Origin of the sequence: Streptomyces tagetis, assembly GCF_018069565.1 — a bacterium.
In the GTDB taxonomy this organism is placed as follows: Bacteria; Actinomycetota; Actinomycetes; order Streptomycetales; family Streptomycetaceae; genus Streptomyces; species Streptomyces tagetis.
Genome location: NZ_JAGPNL010000001.1, coordinates 913463 through 929201, shown reverse-complemented (window position 1 = coordinate 929201; position 15739 = coordinate 913463). Strand labels below are relative to the sequence as shown.

Here is a 15739-nt window from a genome sequence, read left to right as displayed (position 1 = left end):
CTCACTCCCCGCCGCGCAGGATGGAGTTGCCCTCGTGGGTGGCCTCGCCGGTGCCGGCCGGGTCGAGGGTGAGGCGTCCGCTGAGCCCGTAGAAGTCGATGGGGTTGCGCCACAGGACCCGGTCGACGTCGTCCTCGGTGAAGCCCTCGGCCAGCATCAGGTCGCCGACCTTGCGGGGGGTGAGGGGGTCGCTGCGGCCCCAGTCGGCGGCGGAGTTGACCAGGACCCGTTCCGGTCCGTGGGCGCGGAGCAGCGCGACCATGCGGACCTCGTCCATCTTGGTGTCCGGGTAGACGGAGAAGCCGAGCCAGGCGCCGCTGTCCTTGGCCTCCTTGACGGTGGTCTCGTTGAGGTGGTCGACGAGGACGCGGTCGGTGGGCAGGGCGGACTCGCGGACCACGTCCAGGGTGCGGCGCAGCCCGGCGAGCTTGTCGCGGTGCGGGGTGTGGACGAGGGCGGGCAGCCCGTGGTCGGCGGCGAGCTGGAGCTGGGCGGCGAGGGCGGTGTCCTCGGCGGGGGTCATGGAGTCGTAGCCGATCTCGCCGACGGCCACGACCCGGTCCTTGACGAGGTAGCGCGGGAGTTCGTCGAGGACGGGGGTGCAGCGGGGGTCGTTGGCCTCCTTGGGGTTGAGGGCGATGGTGCAGTGGTGGGCGATGCCGTACTGGGCGGCGCGGAAGGGTTCCCAGCCGAGGAGGGCGTCGAAGTAGTCGCGGAAGGAGTCGGGCGAGGTGCGGGGCTGGCCGAGCCAGAAGGAGGGTTCGACGACGGCGCGGACGCCGGCCGCGTGGAGAGCCTCGTAGTCGTCGGTGGTGCGGGAGGTCATGTGGATGTGGGGGTCGAAGATGCGCATCAGGACTCCTCGGCGTGGGGGGCGGCCGGGCCGGACGCGGCGGTCCCGGACTCGGTCAGGGCCAGGACACGGTGCAGGTCTTCGGGGACGGTGCGGCCGGCGGCGGTGCGTTCGGCGGCGTAGTCGGTGAGCATCCGGGCGAGTTCGGTGTCGGCACGGGCCCGCCGCGCGAGGTCGGCGGCGTGGTCCACGGGGACGCCGGTGAAAAGGCACTTGAGGAGGGCGTGGCGCCAGGAGTGGGCATCGAGGTGCCGGGCGGCGTAGGGGCCGACGGCGGCGGCGACGAGGCGGGTGTCGTTGGTGCGCAGGGCGTCCTCGACCAGGGGGAGGGCGCCGGGGCCGGGCACGAGGTGGGGCAGGGCGTGCAGGACGGCGCGGCGTTCGTCGGCGGTGCCCTGCTGATATGCCCGGGTGAGGGCGTCGGCGTCGGCGCGGGCCGCGTGCAGGATGAGGACGCGGGCGGCGTCGGCGTGGTCGGGGCCGCAGCGGCGGCCGGCCTCGGCGAGGCGCAGTTCCCATACGGCGATGGGGCCGTGGGTGCCGGGGTGGGTGGCGGCCTCGTCCAGGGCGTGGTCGAGCCAGGTGCGGGCGGCGGGGGTGAGGCGTTCGGCGAGGGCGGTGCGCAGGGCGTCCGGCGGGAGGTGGGCGGGGGTGGTGCCGGTGCCCAGCGGGTCGCGTGGGGCGGGGGTGACGCCGTCCGTGGGGGTGCCGTCCGGAGCGGGGGTGGTCGGGGCGGCGTCCGGGGTGGTGGGGGCGGCGTCCGGGGTGGTGGGGGTGGCGTCGGGGTGGGTCATGGCTGTGGCTCCCTTCGGGGGGTGGCCAAGGGATCGCCGGGGTGGTCCGCGGGGTCGCCGGCCGCCGCGCGCAGGAAGGGGAGGGAGGTCGCGGCGTGGTGGGGCCCGGCGTGGGAGTGGCGGGGCAGTTCGACGACGGTCAGGCCCTGGTAGCCGGTGGCGGCGAGGGCTTCCAGGACGGGCGGGAAGTCGATCTCGCCCTCTCCGAAGGGGAGGTGTTCGTGGACGCCGCGGCGCATGTCCTCGATCTGTACGTGCCGCAGCCAGGGGCCGGCGGCGCGTACGCAGTCGGCGGGCGGGAGCGGTTCGAGGCACTGGCAGTGGCCGATGTCGAGGGTGAGGCCGAGCGGCGCGGGGTCGCCGAGGATGCCGCGCAGCCGGTGGAAGCCGGCGAGGGTGGCGAGGAGGTGGCCCGGTTCGGGTTCGACGGCCAGCGGGACACCGGCGCGGGCGGCGGCGTCCAGGACGGGGTCGAGGGAGTCGGCCAGCCGTTTCCAGGCGGTGTCGGTGTCCGTGCCGGGCGGGGTGGTGCCGCTGAAGCAGTGCACGGCGTGTGCGCCGAGTTCGGCGGCGACCTCGACGGCGCGCACCAGGAGGCCGGTGCGGCGGACGCGGTCGTCCGGGTCGGGGTCGAGGAGGGAGGGGCCGTGTTTGCGGCGCGGGTCGAGGACGTAGCGGGCGCCGGTCTCCACGGTGACGCCGAGCCCGAGCGTGTCGAGCCTGCGGGCGACGCGGCGGGTGCGGGCGGGCAGGTCGGCGGCGAGCGGGTCGAGGTGCATGTGGTCGAGGGTGAGGCCGACGCCGTCGTAGCCGAGGTCGGCGAGGAGGGCGAGGGCGTCGTCGAGCCGGAGGTCGGTGAGGCCGTTGGTGCCGTAGCCGAAGCGGAGGGGGGTGCGCGGCGGGGTGCCGGGGCCGGGGCTCATGTGATGCTCACCTTCTTCGCGGTGGAGCGGCCGAGCGGGGCGAGGGCGGCGATGAGCAGGGCGCGGGCCGGACCGCCGGCGCGGGCGGCGAGCAGGGCCTGGAGGGGGATGGTGGCGCGGATGCCGCCGCCGACGGCGCGTTGGGTGAGCGGGGGTGAGGGGTTGAGGGCGGCGTGGAGGTAGGGGCGTCCGGCGGTGAGGGCGTAGCCGACGCCGAGGGCGGTGGTGAGCACCTCGGGGGCGGGGAGCCGGGGCCGGGTGGAGCCCGGCAGGCCGGGGGTGGCTGCTACCCCTCGGCCTGCCGGGAGTCGGGTGGGTCGGCGCCGGGTCAGCAGGGCGGTGAGGAGGCCGGTGGTGGCGAGGGCGGCCAGCGGGGCGCGGGAGGAGCCGCCCCGGGTCTCCTCGCGGGAGACGGCGGTCACCGCGAGGGTGTGGCTGCCCAGCAGGGCCGCGGACGGCATCGCCGTACGGACCCGGCCGCCGGTCGCGGCGGCGCCGAGGAGCAGGTCGAGGCCGCGGGCGAGGGCCATGGCCGGGGGGCCGGCGGGGGTCCGCTTCAGCCCGAGGTCGTACGCCCAGACGGTTGCCGCGAGCGGGGCCGCGACGGCGAGGGCGGGCCGTCCGGCGCGGGCCGCGAGGGCGAGGCCGGCTGCCGTGAGTCCGCAGGCCGCGGTGAGGGCGGCGGCCGGGCGGACCCGGCCGGAGGGCAGCGGACGGTGCGGGCGTTCGGCGGCGTCCTCCGCGTGGTCGGCCCAGTCGTTGAGGGCCATGCCCGCCTCGTAGAGGCAGACGGAGGAGCCGATGGCGAGCAGGGTGCGGGGGCCGACGGGGGCGCCGCCGGCCGCGGTCCCGGCGAGGACGTCGCCGGGGACGGTGAACAGCGCCGGGAGACGCAGGAGTTCGGCCCAGGCGACGAGTCGGGCCCGCCCGGTCGCGGGTCGCGGGCCGGCAGCCCCGGCGGGGTCCACGCCGGGGGCTCGGGCACTGGGGGTGCCGACGCCAGTCGTGCCGACGGCCGGGGTGCCGACGCTCGGGAAACCGACGGCCGGGGCGCCGACGCCCGGGGTACCGCCCCCCGGAACATCCGGCGCGGACGGAGCAGCCGGGCCGGACGGAACAGCAGAGGTGGATGGGGCAGCCGGGACGGATGGGGAAGCCGGGACGGATGGGGAAGCCGGGCCAGTTGGGGAAGCCGGGGTGGACGGAGCCGCCGAGGCGGGCGGTACGAACTGCCCTTGCGCGCGGGGCTCGCGGGGCTCGCGGGGCTCACCAGCCTCGCCAGCCCCACTGGGCTCCACGGCCGCCACTGGCTCCCCCGACTCCATCGGCTCGCCCGACTGCACGGCCGCCTCCGGCTCACCCGGCTCGCCGGCCTCCGCGAACTCCCCCGGGTCCACCCCCTTCACAGACGCCCCCGACTCCACGCCCCCCGCAGCCCCCACGCCCCCCGCAGCCCCCAACGGCGGCCCGCCTGCCGGGTTCTCGGGTCGCGCCCGAGGCGCGAGGGGGCTCACCGCTCCTCCCCCGCCGCGCCGTCCCGTCCCCGCCCGGCGCCACCGCCCTCACCGGAGCCGAGGAGGCCACCCCTCACACCGTCACCGGAGCCGAGGGCACCGCCCCCACCACCCCCACCGGCCGAGCCCCCACCCTCGGTGTCCCCCTCAGGCTCAGGCCCCGTCTCCCCCGTGCCCAGCGTCCGTGCGAAGCGCCGTAGTTCCGTGTACTGCTCGGTGAGGCCCGCGGGGCCCTCGCCCACCGGGTCCTTGAAGTAGAAGCCGAGGGCGGAGAGCGGGCCGGAGCGGCCCTGTTCGTGGGCGCGGGCGGTCAGCCGGGCCAGGTCCAGGACGAGCGGCGCGGCGAGGGCCGAGTCGCAGCCCTGCCAGGTGGTCTGGAGGATCATGCGGGCGCCGAGGAAGCCGTCGAAGGCGATGTGGTCCCAGGCGGTCTTCCAGTCGCCGAGCGCGGGCACGTCGTCGATGTGGACGGTGCCTTCGACGGCGGTGCCGAGGGTGTCGGTGAGGACGCGTTCCTTGCCGGCGTTCTTCGCCGCCGCGGCCTGCGGATCGGCCAGGGCGGCGCCGTCGCCGCCGCCGAGCAGGTTGGTGCCGGACCAGGCGCGCACGGCCAGGGCCCGCTGGGCGAACATCGGGCCCAGCACGGAACGCAGCAGCGTCTGGCCGGTCTTGCCGTCGCGGCCCGCGTACGGCAGGCCGCTCCGCTCCGCCCGCCGGGCCGCCACGGGGTGGTGGAGTCCGGCCGACGGGGTGAAGTTGACGTAGGGGCAGCCGGCGTCGAGGGCGGCCAGCGCGTAGAGCGTGCTGGGCGGCAGGGCGCCGTCGGCCGCGGCCGGTTCGGTGGAGGCCACGTTGACCACGACCGCCCGGTCGAGACCGTTGCGGCGGACGAAGTCGCGCAGGTCGGCGGCGAAGGCGGCGACGAGCGCGGCGTCGTCGCGGTGGTCGCCGGGCAGGGGTCCGCCGGGGCGGATCTCGCGGTCGGCGGCGGCCAGTTCGGCGTGGACGGCGGCGGGCAGGCCGGGCGGCAGCACACCGCCCGCGGCCAGGGCCTCGGCGCGTTTGGGCAGGGGGCAGTCCACGGTGTCGTGGCCGCCGAAGACGAGGTCCGCCAGTGCGGGCAGCACGGCGTCGGCGAAGTCGGGGGTCTCGGTCACCATGCCGGTGGCCGGGTGGAGCCCGGCGGTCACGGCGGCGCAGCCCGCCACCACCGTGGTGGCCACGGAGCCGCGGGCTCCGATCAGCCAGACACCGGTGCGGGCGGCGGGGTGAGAAGCGGTACGGGAACCAGAAGGGGACGCGGACATGGGCAGCCTCCTTGTCGAGCGCGTCGTACACGTAGTCCCAGCGGTGCGCTCCCCGTGGGGGGAGGGAGACGGCGGGCGGAGGTCCGGCGTCCTCCGCCCGCCGTCGTTCAGTGGCCCGTGGCGGTCGCCGCGGGCAGTTCCTTGATCCGGATGTCGCGGAAGGACACCCGGTCCCCGGCACCGTGGTTCTGGATGCCGATGTGTCCGTCCCGAAGGCTCCGGGCCGGGTCGGTGTTGGTGAAATCGTTGATCCGCACGCCGTTGAGCCAGATGCGGAGCCGTTCGCCCTCCACCCGGATCTCGTAGGTGTTCCACTCCCCCGGCGGGTTCAGGGCGCGGTCGCGCGCCGCCAGGTCGGCCGACTGGAAGCCGTAGACGGAGCCGGTGGTGCGGTCGGGGGTGTCCGTGGCGTCGATCTGGATCTCGTAGCCGCGGTCGACGGCCGACCAGGGGTCGTCGGAGGGCGGGAAGCCCACGAAGACGCCCGAGTTGTCGTCGCCCGACTCACTGGACATGCGCCAGTCCAGCTTCAGGGAGTAGGCCCCGAAGTCCTGGGCGGCGTACCAGAGCAGGCCCATGCCGCCCGAGGAGGTGAGCGTGCCGTCGGCGTCCGCCTCGAAGGAGCCCGGACCGGCCTGTCGCCAGCCCTCCAGGGAGGTTCCGTCGTAGAGCGGGCGGTAGCCGTTCTCGGGGCGGCAGTCGGCCTGGGCGTCGCCGATCGCCCACCGGATGCCGCCCAGCAGGTGGCTCCGGAAGGCGGGTTCGGCGAAGGACTCCTTGGTGTGGCCGCCCCCGGTGTAGAAGGACCGGCCGCCGCGGTACTCCTGGCACCAGGCGATGGGGTGGTCCTCGCCCATCGTGCCGCCGGTGTACGACGACTCGTCGAGCGAGGCGAGGACACGGGCCCGCTCGCGCGGGTTGGTGCGGTAGTCGTACCACTCGTCGGTACGGTTCCAGGCGCGTTCCAGGCCCGAGGTGGCCGGGTGGGCCCGGTCCTCGACGTCGACGGTGGCGCTCTGGACGGCCGGGTGGGAGCGGAAGTAGGCGCCGGCGAGGCCGCCGTAGAACTCCCAGTCGTACTCGGTGTCGGCGGCGGCGTGGACGCCGACGTAGGAGCCGCCGTCGCGGATGTAGCGTTCGAAGGCGCGCTGCTGGGCCGGTCCGAGGACGTCGCCGGTGGTGGAGAGGAAGACGACGGCGTCGTACTTCCGGAGGTTGCCCGGGGTGAACGCGTTCGCGTCCTCGGTGGCGTCGACGGCGAAGCCGCCGGTCGCGCCGAGTTCCCGGATCGCCGTGATGCCCTCGGGGATGGAGTCGTGGCGGAAGCCGGCGGTCTTGGAGAAGACCAGGACGTGTCTGCCGTCCTGCCGGCCGTTCGCCGGGTGCCCGCCGGCCTGGGAGGCGGCGGGCCCCGAGACGCAGCCCAGGACCAGGGCGGCGCCGAGGGCGGTGGTCGCGAGCCGTGCGGTGCCCGGCCTCAGGACGCCGCGCCGTGCGGGGCCCTGGGGTCGTCTCTCTGTCGTGGCGCCGGATCGTGGGAAGGGTGCCATCGGGTCGTCACCGCCTCTCAGCGCGTCGTGAAAGTGAAGTCGTCCACGTCGAAGAGTGCTCCGCCGCCGCTCCCCTTGAAGACCAGGAAGAGGGTGGTGGTGCCCTTCGGGGCGTGGGACAGCTTGGCGCTGACGTCCTGGAAGGTCTCCCAGCCGCCGGTCACCGGCACGGTGGCCTTGCCGAGCAGCTTGCCCTTGGCCGAGCCGGCGCGGACCTCCAGGGTGCCGCCGGAGCCGCCGGAGGAGACGCGTGCCGTGATCTTCTCGGCGTTCTCCAGGATGTAGGGGGTGAAGGAGATCCAGTCGCCGTCGTGGATCTCGCCGACGGTCTTGGCGCCGTGGGCGGCCTCCTTGGCGATCACCGAGATGCCGGAGGAGTCGCCGAAGTGCTCGGCCTGCCGCTTCCGGGGCTGGGTGACGTTCTGGTCGTGGGTGGTCAGCGCGGCCTGGCCGCCGCCCCCGTTGTCGGTGTACTCGGCGTCGAAGACCCCGAAGATGTTGGCGTTCTCGTCGTGTCCTCCGTCGGCGCTGGTCTGGATGGTGCCGGAGCAGCCGTTGGCGGAGGTGAGCGGGTGGCCGTGGGTGTCGTGGCCGAGGACGAAGGTGACCTTGACGCGGGAGCAGTCGATCTTCTTGCCGTCCTCGCGGTCGGTGACCTTCACCTTGAACGGCACGGCGTCACCGAAGCTGAAGAGCTGTCCGTCCCGGGGCAGTTCGAGGGTGACGCTGGGCGCCGTGTTGCCGACCACCACGCGGACACTGGCGCTGCCGGTGCGGCCGGTGGGGTCCTCGGCGGTCAGGGTCGCCGTGTAGGTGCCGTTGACGCGGTAGGTGTGGCTCGGGTTGGCGCGGGTGGAGGTGGCGCCGTCGCCGAAGTCCCAGTGGTACGTGAGGGCGTCACCGTCCGGGTCCGAGGTGCCGTCGGCGGAGAAGGCCACCTTCAGCGGGGCCTGGCCCGAGGTGCGGTCGGCGCCGGCGCGTGCCGACGGGGACCGTCCGCCGGTGGCGTTCTCGATGCGGTACAGGCCGGAGAACTCGTCGCCGCCGAACCAGGCGGTGCCGTAGTCCAGGACGTACAGCGCGCCGTCGGGGCCGAAGGCCATGTCCATCACCTGGGTGCCGCTCCAGGGGATGTCGCCGATGGAGCGCACGGTGCCGTCGGCGTCGGAGGAGATGCGCTTGATCCAGCGGCGGCCGAACTCGCCCGCGAAGAAGTCGCCGTCGTACGCCTGCGGGAACTTGACCGGGGAGTCCAGCGCGGCGTCGTAGCGGTAGACCGGGCCGCCCATCGGGGACTCGGAGCCGTCGCCGAACTCGGGTACGGACGGCCCGTCGTACGGTATCCAGGCGGGCTGGGCCGGGGGCAGGTCGGTCAGGCCGGTGTTGTTCGGGGAGTCGTTCTTCGGGGCGTCGCAGTCGAAGGCGGCGCCGGACTTCCTGGTGGCGAAGTCGAAGTCGACGTAGGCGTCGTTGTCGCCGGTGCAGTACGGCCAGCCGAAGTTGCCGGGGCCGGTGACGCGGGCGAACTCGACCTGGCCGGAGGGGCCGCGGGCGGGGTCGGCGGCGCCCGCGTCGGGCCCGTAGTCACCGACGTAGAGGATGCCGGTCTGCTGGTCGACGCTGAAGCGGAAGGGGTTGCGGAAGCCCATGGCGTAGATCTCGGGCCGCGTCCGGTCGGTGCCGGGCGGGAAGAGGTTGCCCTCGGGGACGGTGTAGGAGCCGTCGTCCTGGACCTTGATGCGCAGGATCTTGCCGCGCAGGTCGTTGGTGTTGCCCGAACTGCGCTGGGCGTCGAAGGCCGGGTTGCGCCCGGCGCGTTCGTCGATCGGGGTGTAGCCGTCGGACTGGAACGGGTTGGTGTCGTCGCCGGTCGACAGGTACAGGTTGCCGTCGGCGTCGAAGTCGATGTCGCCGCCGACGTGGCAGCAGGTGCCGCGGGAGGTCTGGACGTCGAGGATCTTCTTCTCGCTGGACGCGTCCAGCTTGCCGTCCTCGTTCAGCACGAACCGGGAGAGCCGGTTGACGCCGTCGAAGGGGGCGAAGTCGGCGGCGGTGCCGTTCTCGGGGGCGTCGCCGTCGGGGGTGTTCAGCGGGGGCGCGTAGTAGAGGTAGACGAACCGGTTCTGCTCGAAGCCGGGGTCGACACCGACGCCCTGGAGGCCCTCCTCGTCGTGGGTGTAGACGGCGAGCTTGCCGGCGATGGTGGTGGTGCCGGAGGCGTCGGTGACGCGGAGGGTGCCGTCGCGGGAGGTGTGCAGGACGGAGCGGTCCGGCAGCACGGCGAGCGACATGGGCTCGCCGACCTCCGCCTCGCCCTTGGCGAGGGTGATCTGCTGGAAGTCCTCGGCGGCCGGGGCGGGCGCGGCGGCCTTCCCCGGGTCGGCGGCGGCGCCCGCCTGCGGGGCGGCCAGGGTGAGCGAGGTGCCCGCGAGCAGGGCGCCGCTGAACAGGGCGACGGACTGCCGGAAGGACAGGCGCCGTCTGCGGAACTCGGTGGCTGTGGGGGTGGTGCGGTCGTTCCCGTGCACGAATGCCTCCAGAAGAGGGGCCGGTTGTACGGGGCGGGGGGGCGAGCGCCGGGATGCGCCGTCATCCCGGAGGGTGGGCCGGTCGGGTCAGTTGCCGAAGGCCGCGTCGAAGGCGGCGGTCGGCGGGTCGAAGTCGTATGCCTTGAGGCGGGTCAGGGCCTCGGGGGCGCCCTGGAGCCGGTCCATGCCGGCGTCCTCCCACTCCACGGAGACGGGGCCCTGGTAGTCGATGGAGCGCAGCATCCGGAACACGTCCTCCCAGGGGACGTCGCCGTGGCCGGCGGAGACGAAGTCCCAGCCGCGCCGCGGGTCGCCCCAGGGCAGGTGGGAGCCGAGCCGGCCGTTGCGCCCGTCGAGGCGTTTGCGGGCCTCCTTGCAGTCGACGTGGTAGATGCGGTCGCGGAAGTCCCACAGGAAGCCGACCGGGTCGAGGTCCTGCCAGACGAAGTGGGAGGGGTCGAAGTTGAGGCCGAAGGCGGGCCGGTCGCCGACGGCCTCCAGCGCGCGCCGGGTGGTCCAGTAGTCGTAGGCGATCTCGCCGGGGTGGACCTCGTGGGCGAAGCGCACGCCCTCGGCGTCGAAGACGTCCAGGATCGGGTTCCAGCGGTCGGCGAAGTCCTGGTAGCCGCGCTCGATCATCGACTCGGGCACGGGCGGGAACATGGCGACCAGGTGCCAGATCGCGGACCCGGTGAAGCCGATGACGGTGTCGACGCCGAAGCGGGCGGCGGCCCGCGCGGTGTCCCGCATCTCGGCGGCGGCGCGCTTGCGCACGCCCTCGGGCTCGCCGTCGCCCCAGACGCGGGCGGGCAGGATGGCGCGGTGGCGTTCGTCGATGATGGCGTCGCAGACGGCCTGGCCGACGAGGTGGTTGGAGACGGCCCGGCACACCAGGCCGTAGGAGTCGAGCAGTCGGTGGCGGGACTCCACGTAGGAGGGGTCGGCGAGGGCCTTGTCGACCTCGAAGTGGTCGCCCCAGCAGGCGAGTTCGAGGCCGTCGTAGCCGAAGTCGCGGGCCAGGCGGCAGACCTCCTCCAGTGGGAGGTCGGCCCACTGGCCGGTGAACAGCGTGAAGGTGCGCGGCATGTCGCTCGTGGTCTCCTCAGACGGCTGCCGGGTCGGCGGCGATCGGGGTGTAGACGGAGTTCTTCCCGGCGCTCTCCTCCACCGCCGTCAGGACGCGCTGCACGTGCAGTCCGTCGGCGAAGGAGGGGTCGGGGCGGCGGCCCTCGGCGATGGTGTGGACGAGGTCGCGGGCCTGGTGGACGAAGGTGTGTTCGTAGCCGAGGCCGTGGCCGGGCGGCCACCAGGCGTCCAGGTAGGGGTGTTCGGGCTCGGTGACGAGGATGCGGCGGAAACCGGCGTGCTCGCCGGGCTCGGTGGCGTCGTGGTACTGGAGTTCGTTGAGGCGTTCCAGGTCGAAGGCGAGCGAGCCGCGTTCGCCGTTGAGTTCGATGCGCAGGGCGTTCTTGCGGCCGGTGGCGTAGCGGGTCGCCTCGAAGGAGGCGAGGGCGCCGGAGGGGAAGCGGCCGGTGAAGACGGCGGCGTCGTCGACGGTGACCTGGCCGGTGGCGGCGGGGTCCGCGGACGCCGCGCCCAGTCCGCGGGCGGCGCCGCCGGGCAGCGGGCGTTCGCGGACGAAGGTCTCGGTGAGCGCGGAGACGCCCGCGAGACGCTCGCCGGTGAGGTACTGGGCGAGGTCGACGATGTGGGCGCCGAGGTCGCCGAGCGCGCCGGAGCCGGCCTGTTCCCGGCGCAGCCGCCAGGTCATGGGGGCCTGGGGGTCCACCAGCCAGTCCTGGAGGTAGACGACCCGCACGTGCCGCAGCCGGCCGACGCGGCCCTCGGCGACCATCCGCCGGGCGAGCGCGGTGGCGGGCACCCGGCGGTAGTTGAAGCCGACCATGGCCACCTGGCCGCGGGCGGCGGCGGCCTCGGCGGCCCGGGTCATCGCCTCGGCCTCGTCGACGGTGTTGGCCAGCGGCTTCTCGCACAGGACGTGTTTGCCGGCGGCGAGCGCGGCGAGGGCGATCTCGGCGTGGCTGTCGCCGGGGGTGCAGATGTCGACGAGGTCGATGTCGTCGCGCGCGACCAGGGCACGCCAGTCGGTCTCGGCGCTCGCCCAGCCGTGCCGCAGGGCCGCTTCCCGTACCGCGTCGGCGTCCCGGCCGCAGATCGCGGCGGGCACCGGGTCGAGCGGCAGGTCGAAGACGCGCCCCGCGGTGCGCCAGCCCTGGGAGTGGGCGGCGCCCATGAAGGCGTAGCCGACCATGCCGACCCGCAGCGGTGGTCTGGTCGCGGACGCCCCCGTGGCCCCGGTGCCGGCTTCGGTGGCTGCTGCCGCCACCTCGGCCCCCTCGGGCTGCTGCGGCTGTCCCATGCGGATGTCCTCCTCGTTCGTGGTGGCACGGTGTCGGCGTCGCTCCGCCCCGGCGGGCCGGCCGGGCCCGCGCGGGCGGGGCCTCACTCGAAGCCGGTGGACATGTACTGGTCGACGTTGTCCTTGTCGACGACGGCCGAGTAGCAGGTCAGCGAGGTCGGGATCTCGAACTCGGCGAGGCCGCCGACGCCCTTGCCCTGGCCGAGGGCGCGGGCGAGGTCGATCGCCGAGGCGGCCATGGTCGGCGGGTACAGGACGGTCGCCTTGAGGACGCCGTCGTCCCGCTTGATGGCCTGGAAGGCGGAGAGCGCGCCCGCGCCGCCGACCATGAGGAAGCCGTCGCGTCCGGCCTGCTCGATGGCGCGCAGGGCGCCCACGCCCTGGTCGTCGTCGTGGTTCCACACGGCGTCGAACGCCGACTGCGCCTGGAGGAGCTGGGCCATCTTGGCCTGGCCCGACTCGACGGTGAAGTCGGCGGCCTGGCGGGCCACCTTCTTGATGTTCGGGTAGTTCTTGAGGGCGTCGTCGAAGCCCTGGGTGCGCTGCTTGGTCAGCTCCAGGTTGTCCAGGCCGGCCAGTTCGATGACGCGGGCGCCGGCCTTGTCCTTGAGCTTCTCGCCGATGTAGTGGCCGGCGTTCAGGCCCATGCCGTAGTTGTCGCCGCCGATCCAGCAGCGGTACGCCTGGGGGGAGTTGAAGACGCGGTCGAGGTTGACTACGGGGATGCCGGCGCGCATCGCCTTCAGGCCGACCTGGGTGAGCGCCTTGCCGTCGGCAGGGAGCACGACCAGGACGTCGACCTTCTTGTTGATGAGGGTCTCGATCTGGCCGATCTGCTGGGCGGTGTCGTTGGAGCCCTCGGTGATGTCCAGGGTCACGTCGGAGTACTTCTTGGCGCGCTTCCTGGCGTTGTCGTTGATGGCGTTGAGCCAGCCGTGGTCGGCCTGCGGGCCGGCGAAGCCGATGGTGACCTGCTTGCCGGGCTTGTCGTCGGCGACCGGCTGGTCGTTCGCGGCGGGTTTGTCGTCGGACTCGTTGCTCGTGCACCCGGTGAGGAAGGCACCGGCGGACACGGCGGCGGCTCCGAAGAGCAGTCCTCTGCGACTCGCGTTGTGCTGTTGCATGGCGGGGTTCCCTTTCCTCAGGTGGTGCTCGCGGTACGGCGCTGGACCAGCACGGCGGCGACGATGATCGCGCCCTTGGCGATCTGCTGGACGTCGCTCTGGAGGTTGTTCAGGGCGAAGATGTTGGTGATCGTGGTGAAGATCAGGACGCCGAGGACGGAGCCGGTGATGGTGCCGCGGCCCCCGGTGAGGAGCGTGCCGCCGATGATCGCGGCGGCGATGGCGTCGAGTTCGTAGAGGTTGCCGTTGGTGTTCTGGCCGGAGCCGGCCAGGACGATCAGCAGGAAGGCGGCGATGCCGCAGCAGAGTCCGGACAGCAGGTAGAGGTAGAGCCGCTGGCGGCGGACGTCGATGCCGGCGAGCCGGGCGGCCTCCGCGTTGCCGCCGACGGCGACGGCGCGGCGGCCGAAGGTGGTGCGGTTGAGGACCAGCCAGCCGATGACGGTGACGGCGGCGAAGACCAGGACCAGGGGCGGCACGCCGAGCAGGTATGCGTCGCGTTCGCCGAGGTCGAGGACGGAGTCGACGGTGACGACCTGGGTGCGTCCGTCGGTGATCAGGAGGGCGAGTCCGCGGGCCGAGGCCAGCATGGCGAGGGTGGCGATGAAGGGGACCATGCCGCCGTAGGCGATGAGGACGCCGTTGACGAGTCCGCAGCCGACGCCGACCAGGACGGCGGTGAAGAGGATGCCGCCGAAGCCGAAGTCCTGGGTGGCGACCGTGGTGGCCCACACCGAGGCGAGGGCGACGATGGCGCCGACGGAGAGGTCGATGCCGCCGGAGACGATCACGAAGGTCATGCCGACGGTGACGACGCCGATCACCGACGCCTGGGTGAGCACCAGTTGCAGGTTGCGGGTGTCGAGGAACGCGTCGGGCTGGGTGACGCCGCCGATCAGGACCAGGACGGCGAGGACGCCGAGCAGGCTGAGGGTGCGGACGTCGGCGCGGGCGGCCAGGCCGCGCCAGGCGGGCGGCTCGCCTGCCGGGATCACCTTGCCGGTGCCTCCCCGCGGCGGGGACACGTGCTGCGTCATGACGCCGGGCTTCCTTCCATCACGAGGTCGAGTACGCGGTGTTCGTCGAGGTCGCGGGCGGGTGCCTCGTGGACGACGCTGCCCTCGCGCAGCACCAGCACGCGGTCGGCGAGGCCGAGCACCTCGGGCACCTCGCTGGAGACCATCAGGACGGCGAGGCCCTCGTCGGCGAGGCGGCGGACGACCGCGTACAGCTCGGCGCGGGCTCCGACGTCGACGCCGCGGGTGGGTTCGTCGAGGAGCAGGACCCGGCAGCCGCGCAGCAGCCAGCGGGCCAGGACGGCCTTCTGCTGGTTGCCGCCGGACAGGGTGCGCACCGGCACGGACGGGTTGTCGGGGCGCAGCGACAGCTCGCGGGTGGCGGCGCGGGCCGCGCCCCGTTCGGCTCGCTGGTCGATCCAGCCGGCGCGGGAGAAGCGGGAGAGCGCGGAGACCGAGACGTTGCGGGTGACGGATTCCAGCATCAGCAGGGCCTGGGCCTTGCGTTCCTCGGGGGCGAGGCCGAGTCCGGCGCGGACGGCGGCGCGGACGCTGCCGGTCCGCAGCGGGCTTCCGTCGACGTACACGCGGCCGGTGTCGGGGCGGCGGGCGCCGTAGACGGTCTCCAGGATCTCGGAGCGGCCGGAGCCGACGAGTCCGGCGAGGCCGACGATCTCGCCGCCGCGCACGTCCAGGTCGAGGGGGGCGAACTCGCCCGCGCGGGAGAGCCCGCGCACGCTGAGGACCGGTTCGCCGGGCGGCGGGGCGGACGGCCGCTCGGGGAAGACGTACTCGACGGTGCGGCCGGTCATCAGCGCGACCACCTCGCGGGTGGGGGTGGACCGCGCGGGTAGTCCGCCGGCGACGGCGCGGCCGTCCTTGAGGACGGTGACCCGGTCGCCGATGCGGCGGATCTCCTCCAGGCGGTGCGAGATGTAGACGACGGCGACCCCGGCGGCGGTGAGGTCGCCGACGATGCGGAAGAGGTTGTCGACCTCGTCGGGGTCGAGCGCGGCGGAGGGTTCGTCCATCACGATCAGCCGGACGTCGTGCGAGAGGGCGCGCGCCATGGAGACGATCTGCTGCTGGGCGGCGGAGAGTTCGCCGACCAGCCGGCCCGGGTCGATCTCGGGGTGGCCGAGCCGTGCGAGCAGCGCGGCCGTCGACTCCCGGGCGGCACGGGTGCGGACGACGAAGCCCGCGGCGGTCGGCTCGTGGCCCAGGTGGACGTTCTCGGCGACGGACAGGTGCTCCACCAGGTCGAGTTCCTGGTAGATGGTGGCGATGCCGAGGCGCATGGCGGCGATCGGCGAGCGCAGGGTGACGTCGTCGCCGCGCCAGCGGATGGTGCCGGTGTCGGGCTGGTGGGCGCCGGCCAGCACCTTGATGAGGGTGGACTTGCCGGCGCCGTTCTGGCCGAGCAGGCAGTGCACCTCACCGGCCTGGACGTCGAGGTCGACGCCGTCCAGGGCCCGGACTCCGGGGAAGGACTTGGTGATGCCGGTCATGCTGAGCAGCGGTGGTTCAGGTGCCATGTGAGGTCCCCTCGGCGGGCGTGCGGGCCGGTGTCAGGGCAGGGCGGAGCACGGGGGCGGGCGATGCGGGCGGTACGGCGCGGCGCGGTGGACGGGGTGGGGGTGGCGCTGTGTCGCGTACGTGGGGGGGCTGACGGGTCGTGGGGTGGCGCGGGGGTGTCCCCGGGGGTGCGGCGGTGCGGCGGTGCGGCGGTGCGGCGGAACTCGCTGAATGG

General features: G+C 74.1%; 12 protein-coding genes. All 12 read right to left on the bottom strand.

Annotation, left to right across the window (positions count from 1 at the left end):
• Position 1: 1 nt before the first annotated feature.
• The 12 genes from J5Y05_RS03950 to J5Y05_RS03895 all read right to left on the bottom strand — a co-directional run bounded on the left by J5Y05_RS03950 (position 2) and on the right by J5Y05_RS03895 (position 15524).
• Positions 2 to 853 (bottom strand): TatD family hydrolase, encoded by an 852-nt coding sequence (locus J5Y05_RS03950; protein WP_210868320.1) that lies wholly within the window; start codon positions 851 to 853, stop codon positions 2 to 4.
• The gene (locus J5Y05_RS03945; RefSeq protein ID WP_210868319.1) at positions 853 to 1647 is read right to left on the bottom strand and encodes an EboA domain-containing protein; all 795 of its coding nucleotides are present in this window, start codon (positions 1645 to 1647) and stop codon (positions 853 to 855) included. The genes J5Y05_RS03950 and J5Y05_RS03945 overlap by 1 nt, the downstream gene beginning before the upstream one ends.
• Positions 1644 to 2570, bottom strand: a complete 927-nt coding sequence (locus tag J5Y05_RS03940) for a sugar phosphate isomerase/epimerase family protein (protein WP_210868318.1) — start codon at positions 2568 to 2570, stop codon at positions 1644 to 1646. Before J5Y05_RS03940 ends, J5Y05_RS03945 begins: the two co-directional genes overlap by 4 nt.
• Entirely contained in the window at positions 2567 to 3538 is a 972-nt protein-coding gene (locus J5Y05_RS03935) for an SCO3242 family prenyltransferase (RefSeq protein WP_210868317.1), read from the bottom strand. The genes J5Y05_RS03940 and J5Y05_RS03935 overlap by 4 nt, the downstream gene beginning before the upstream one ends.
• 542 nt (positions 3539 to 4080) lie before the next feature.
• A complete protein-coding gene (locus J5Y05_RS03930; protein WP_210868316.1) occupies positions 4081 to 5391 on the bottom strand; it encodes an inositol-3-phosphate synthase in 1311 nt (436 codons plus the stop codon).
• Positions 5392 to 5498: 107 nt separating this feature from the next.
• The gene (locus J5Y05_RS03925; protein ID WP_210868315.1) at positions 5499 to 6941 is read right to left on the bottom strand and encodes a ThuA domain-containing protein; all 1443 of its coding nucleotides are present in this window, start codon (positions 6939 to 6941) and stop codon (positions 5499 to 5501) included.
• Between the two features lie 17 nt (positions 6942 to 6958).
• Positions 6959 to 9469: a PQQ-dependent sugar dehydrogenase gene (locus tag J5Y05_RS03920; protein WP_210868314.1), complete on the bottom strand. Its 2511-nt coding sequence runs from the start codon at positions 9467 to 9469 to the stop codon at positions 6959 to 6961.
• An 87-nt stretch (positions 9470 to 9556) separates the two neighbouring features.
• Positions 9557 to 10555, bottom strand: a complete 999-nt coding sequence (locus J5Y05_RS03915; protein WP_210868313.1) for a sugar phosphate isomerase/epimerase family protein — start codon at positions 10553 to 10555, stop codon at positions 9557 to 9559.
• 16 nt (positions 10556 to 10571) lie between these two features.
• Positions 10572 to 11849, bottom strand: coding sequence for a Gfo/Idh/MocA family protein (locus J5Y05_RS03910; protein WP_210868312.1), 1278 nt, complete (start codon positions 11847 to 11849; stop codon positions 10572 to 10574).
• A gap of 83 nt (positions 11850 to 11932) precedes the next feature.
• Positions 11933 to 12973: a substrate-binding domain-containing protein gene (locus tag J5Y05_RS03905; protein WP_210868311.1), complete on the bottom strand. Its 1041-nt coding sequence runs from the start codon at positions 12971 to 12973 to the stop codon at positions 11933 to 11935.
• 17 nt (positions 12974 to 12990) lie between these two features.
• On the bottom strand, positions 12991 to 14010 hold the full coding sequence (locus tag J5Y05_RS03900; RefSeq protein ID WP_210868310.1) for an ABC transporter permease: 1020 nt from the start codon (positions 14008 to 14010) through the stop codon (positions 12991 to 12993).
• Entirely contained in the window at positions 14007 to 15524 is a 1518-nt protein-coding gene (locus tag J5Y05_RS03895) for a sugar ABC transporter ATP-binding protein (protein WP_210868309.1), read from the bottom strand. Before J5Y05_RS03895 ends, J5Y05_RS03900 begins: the two co-directional genes overlap by 4 nt.
• Positions 15525 to 15739: the final 215 nt, after the last annotated feature.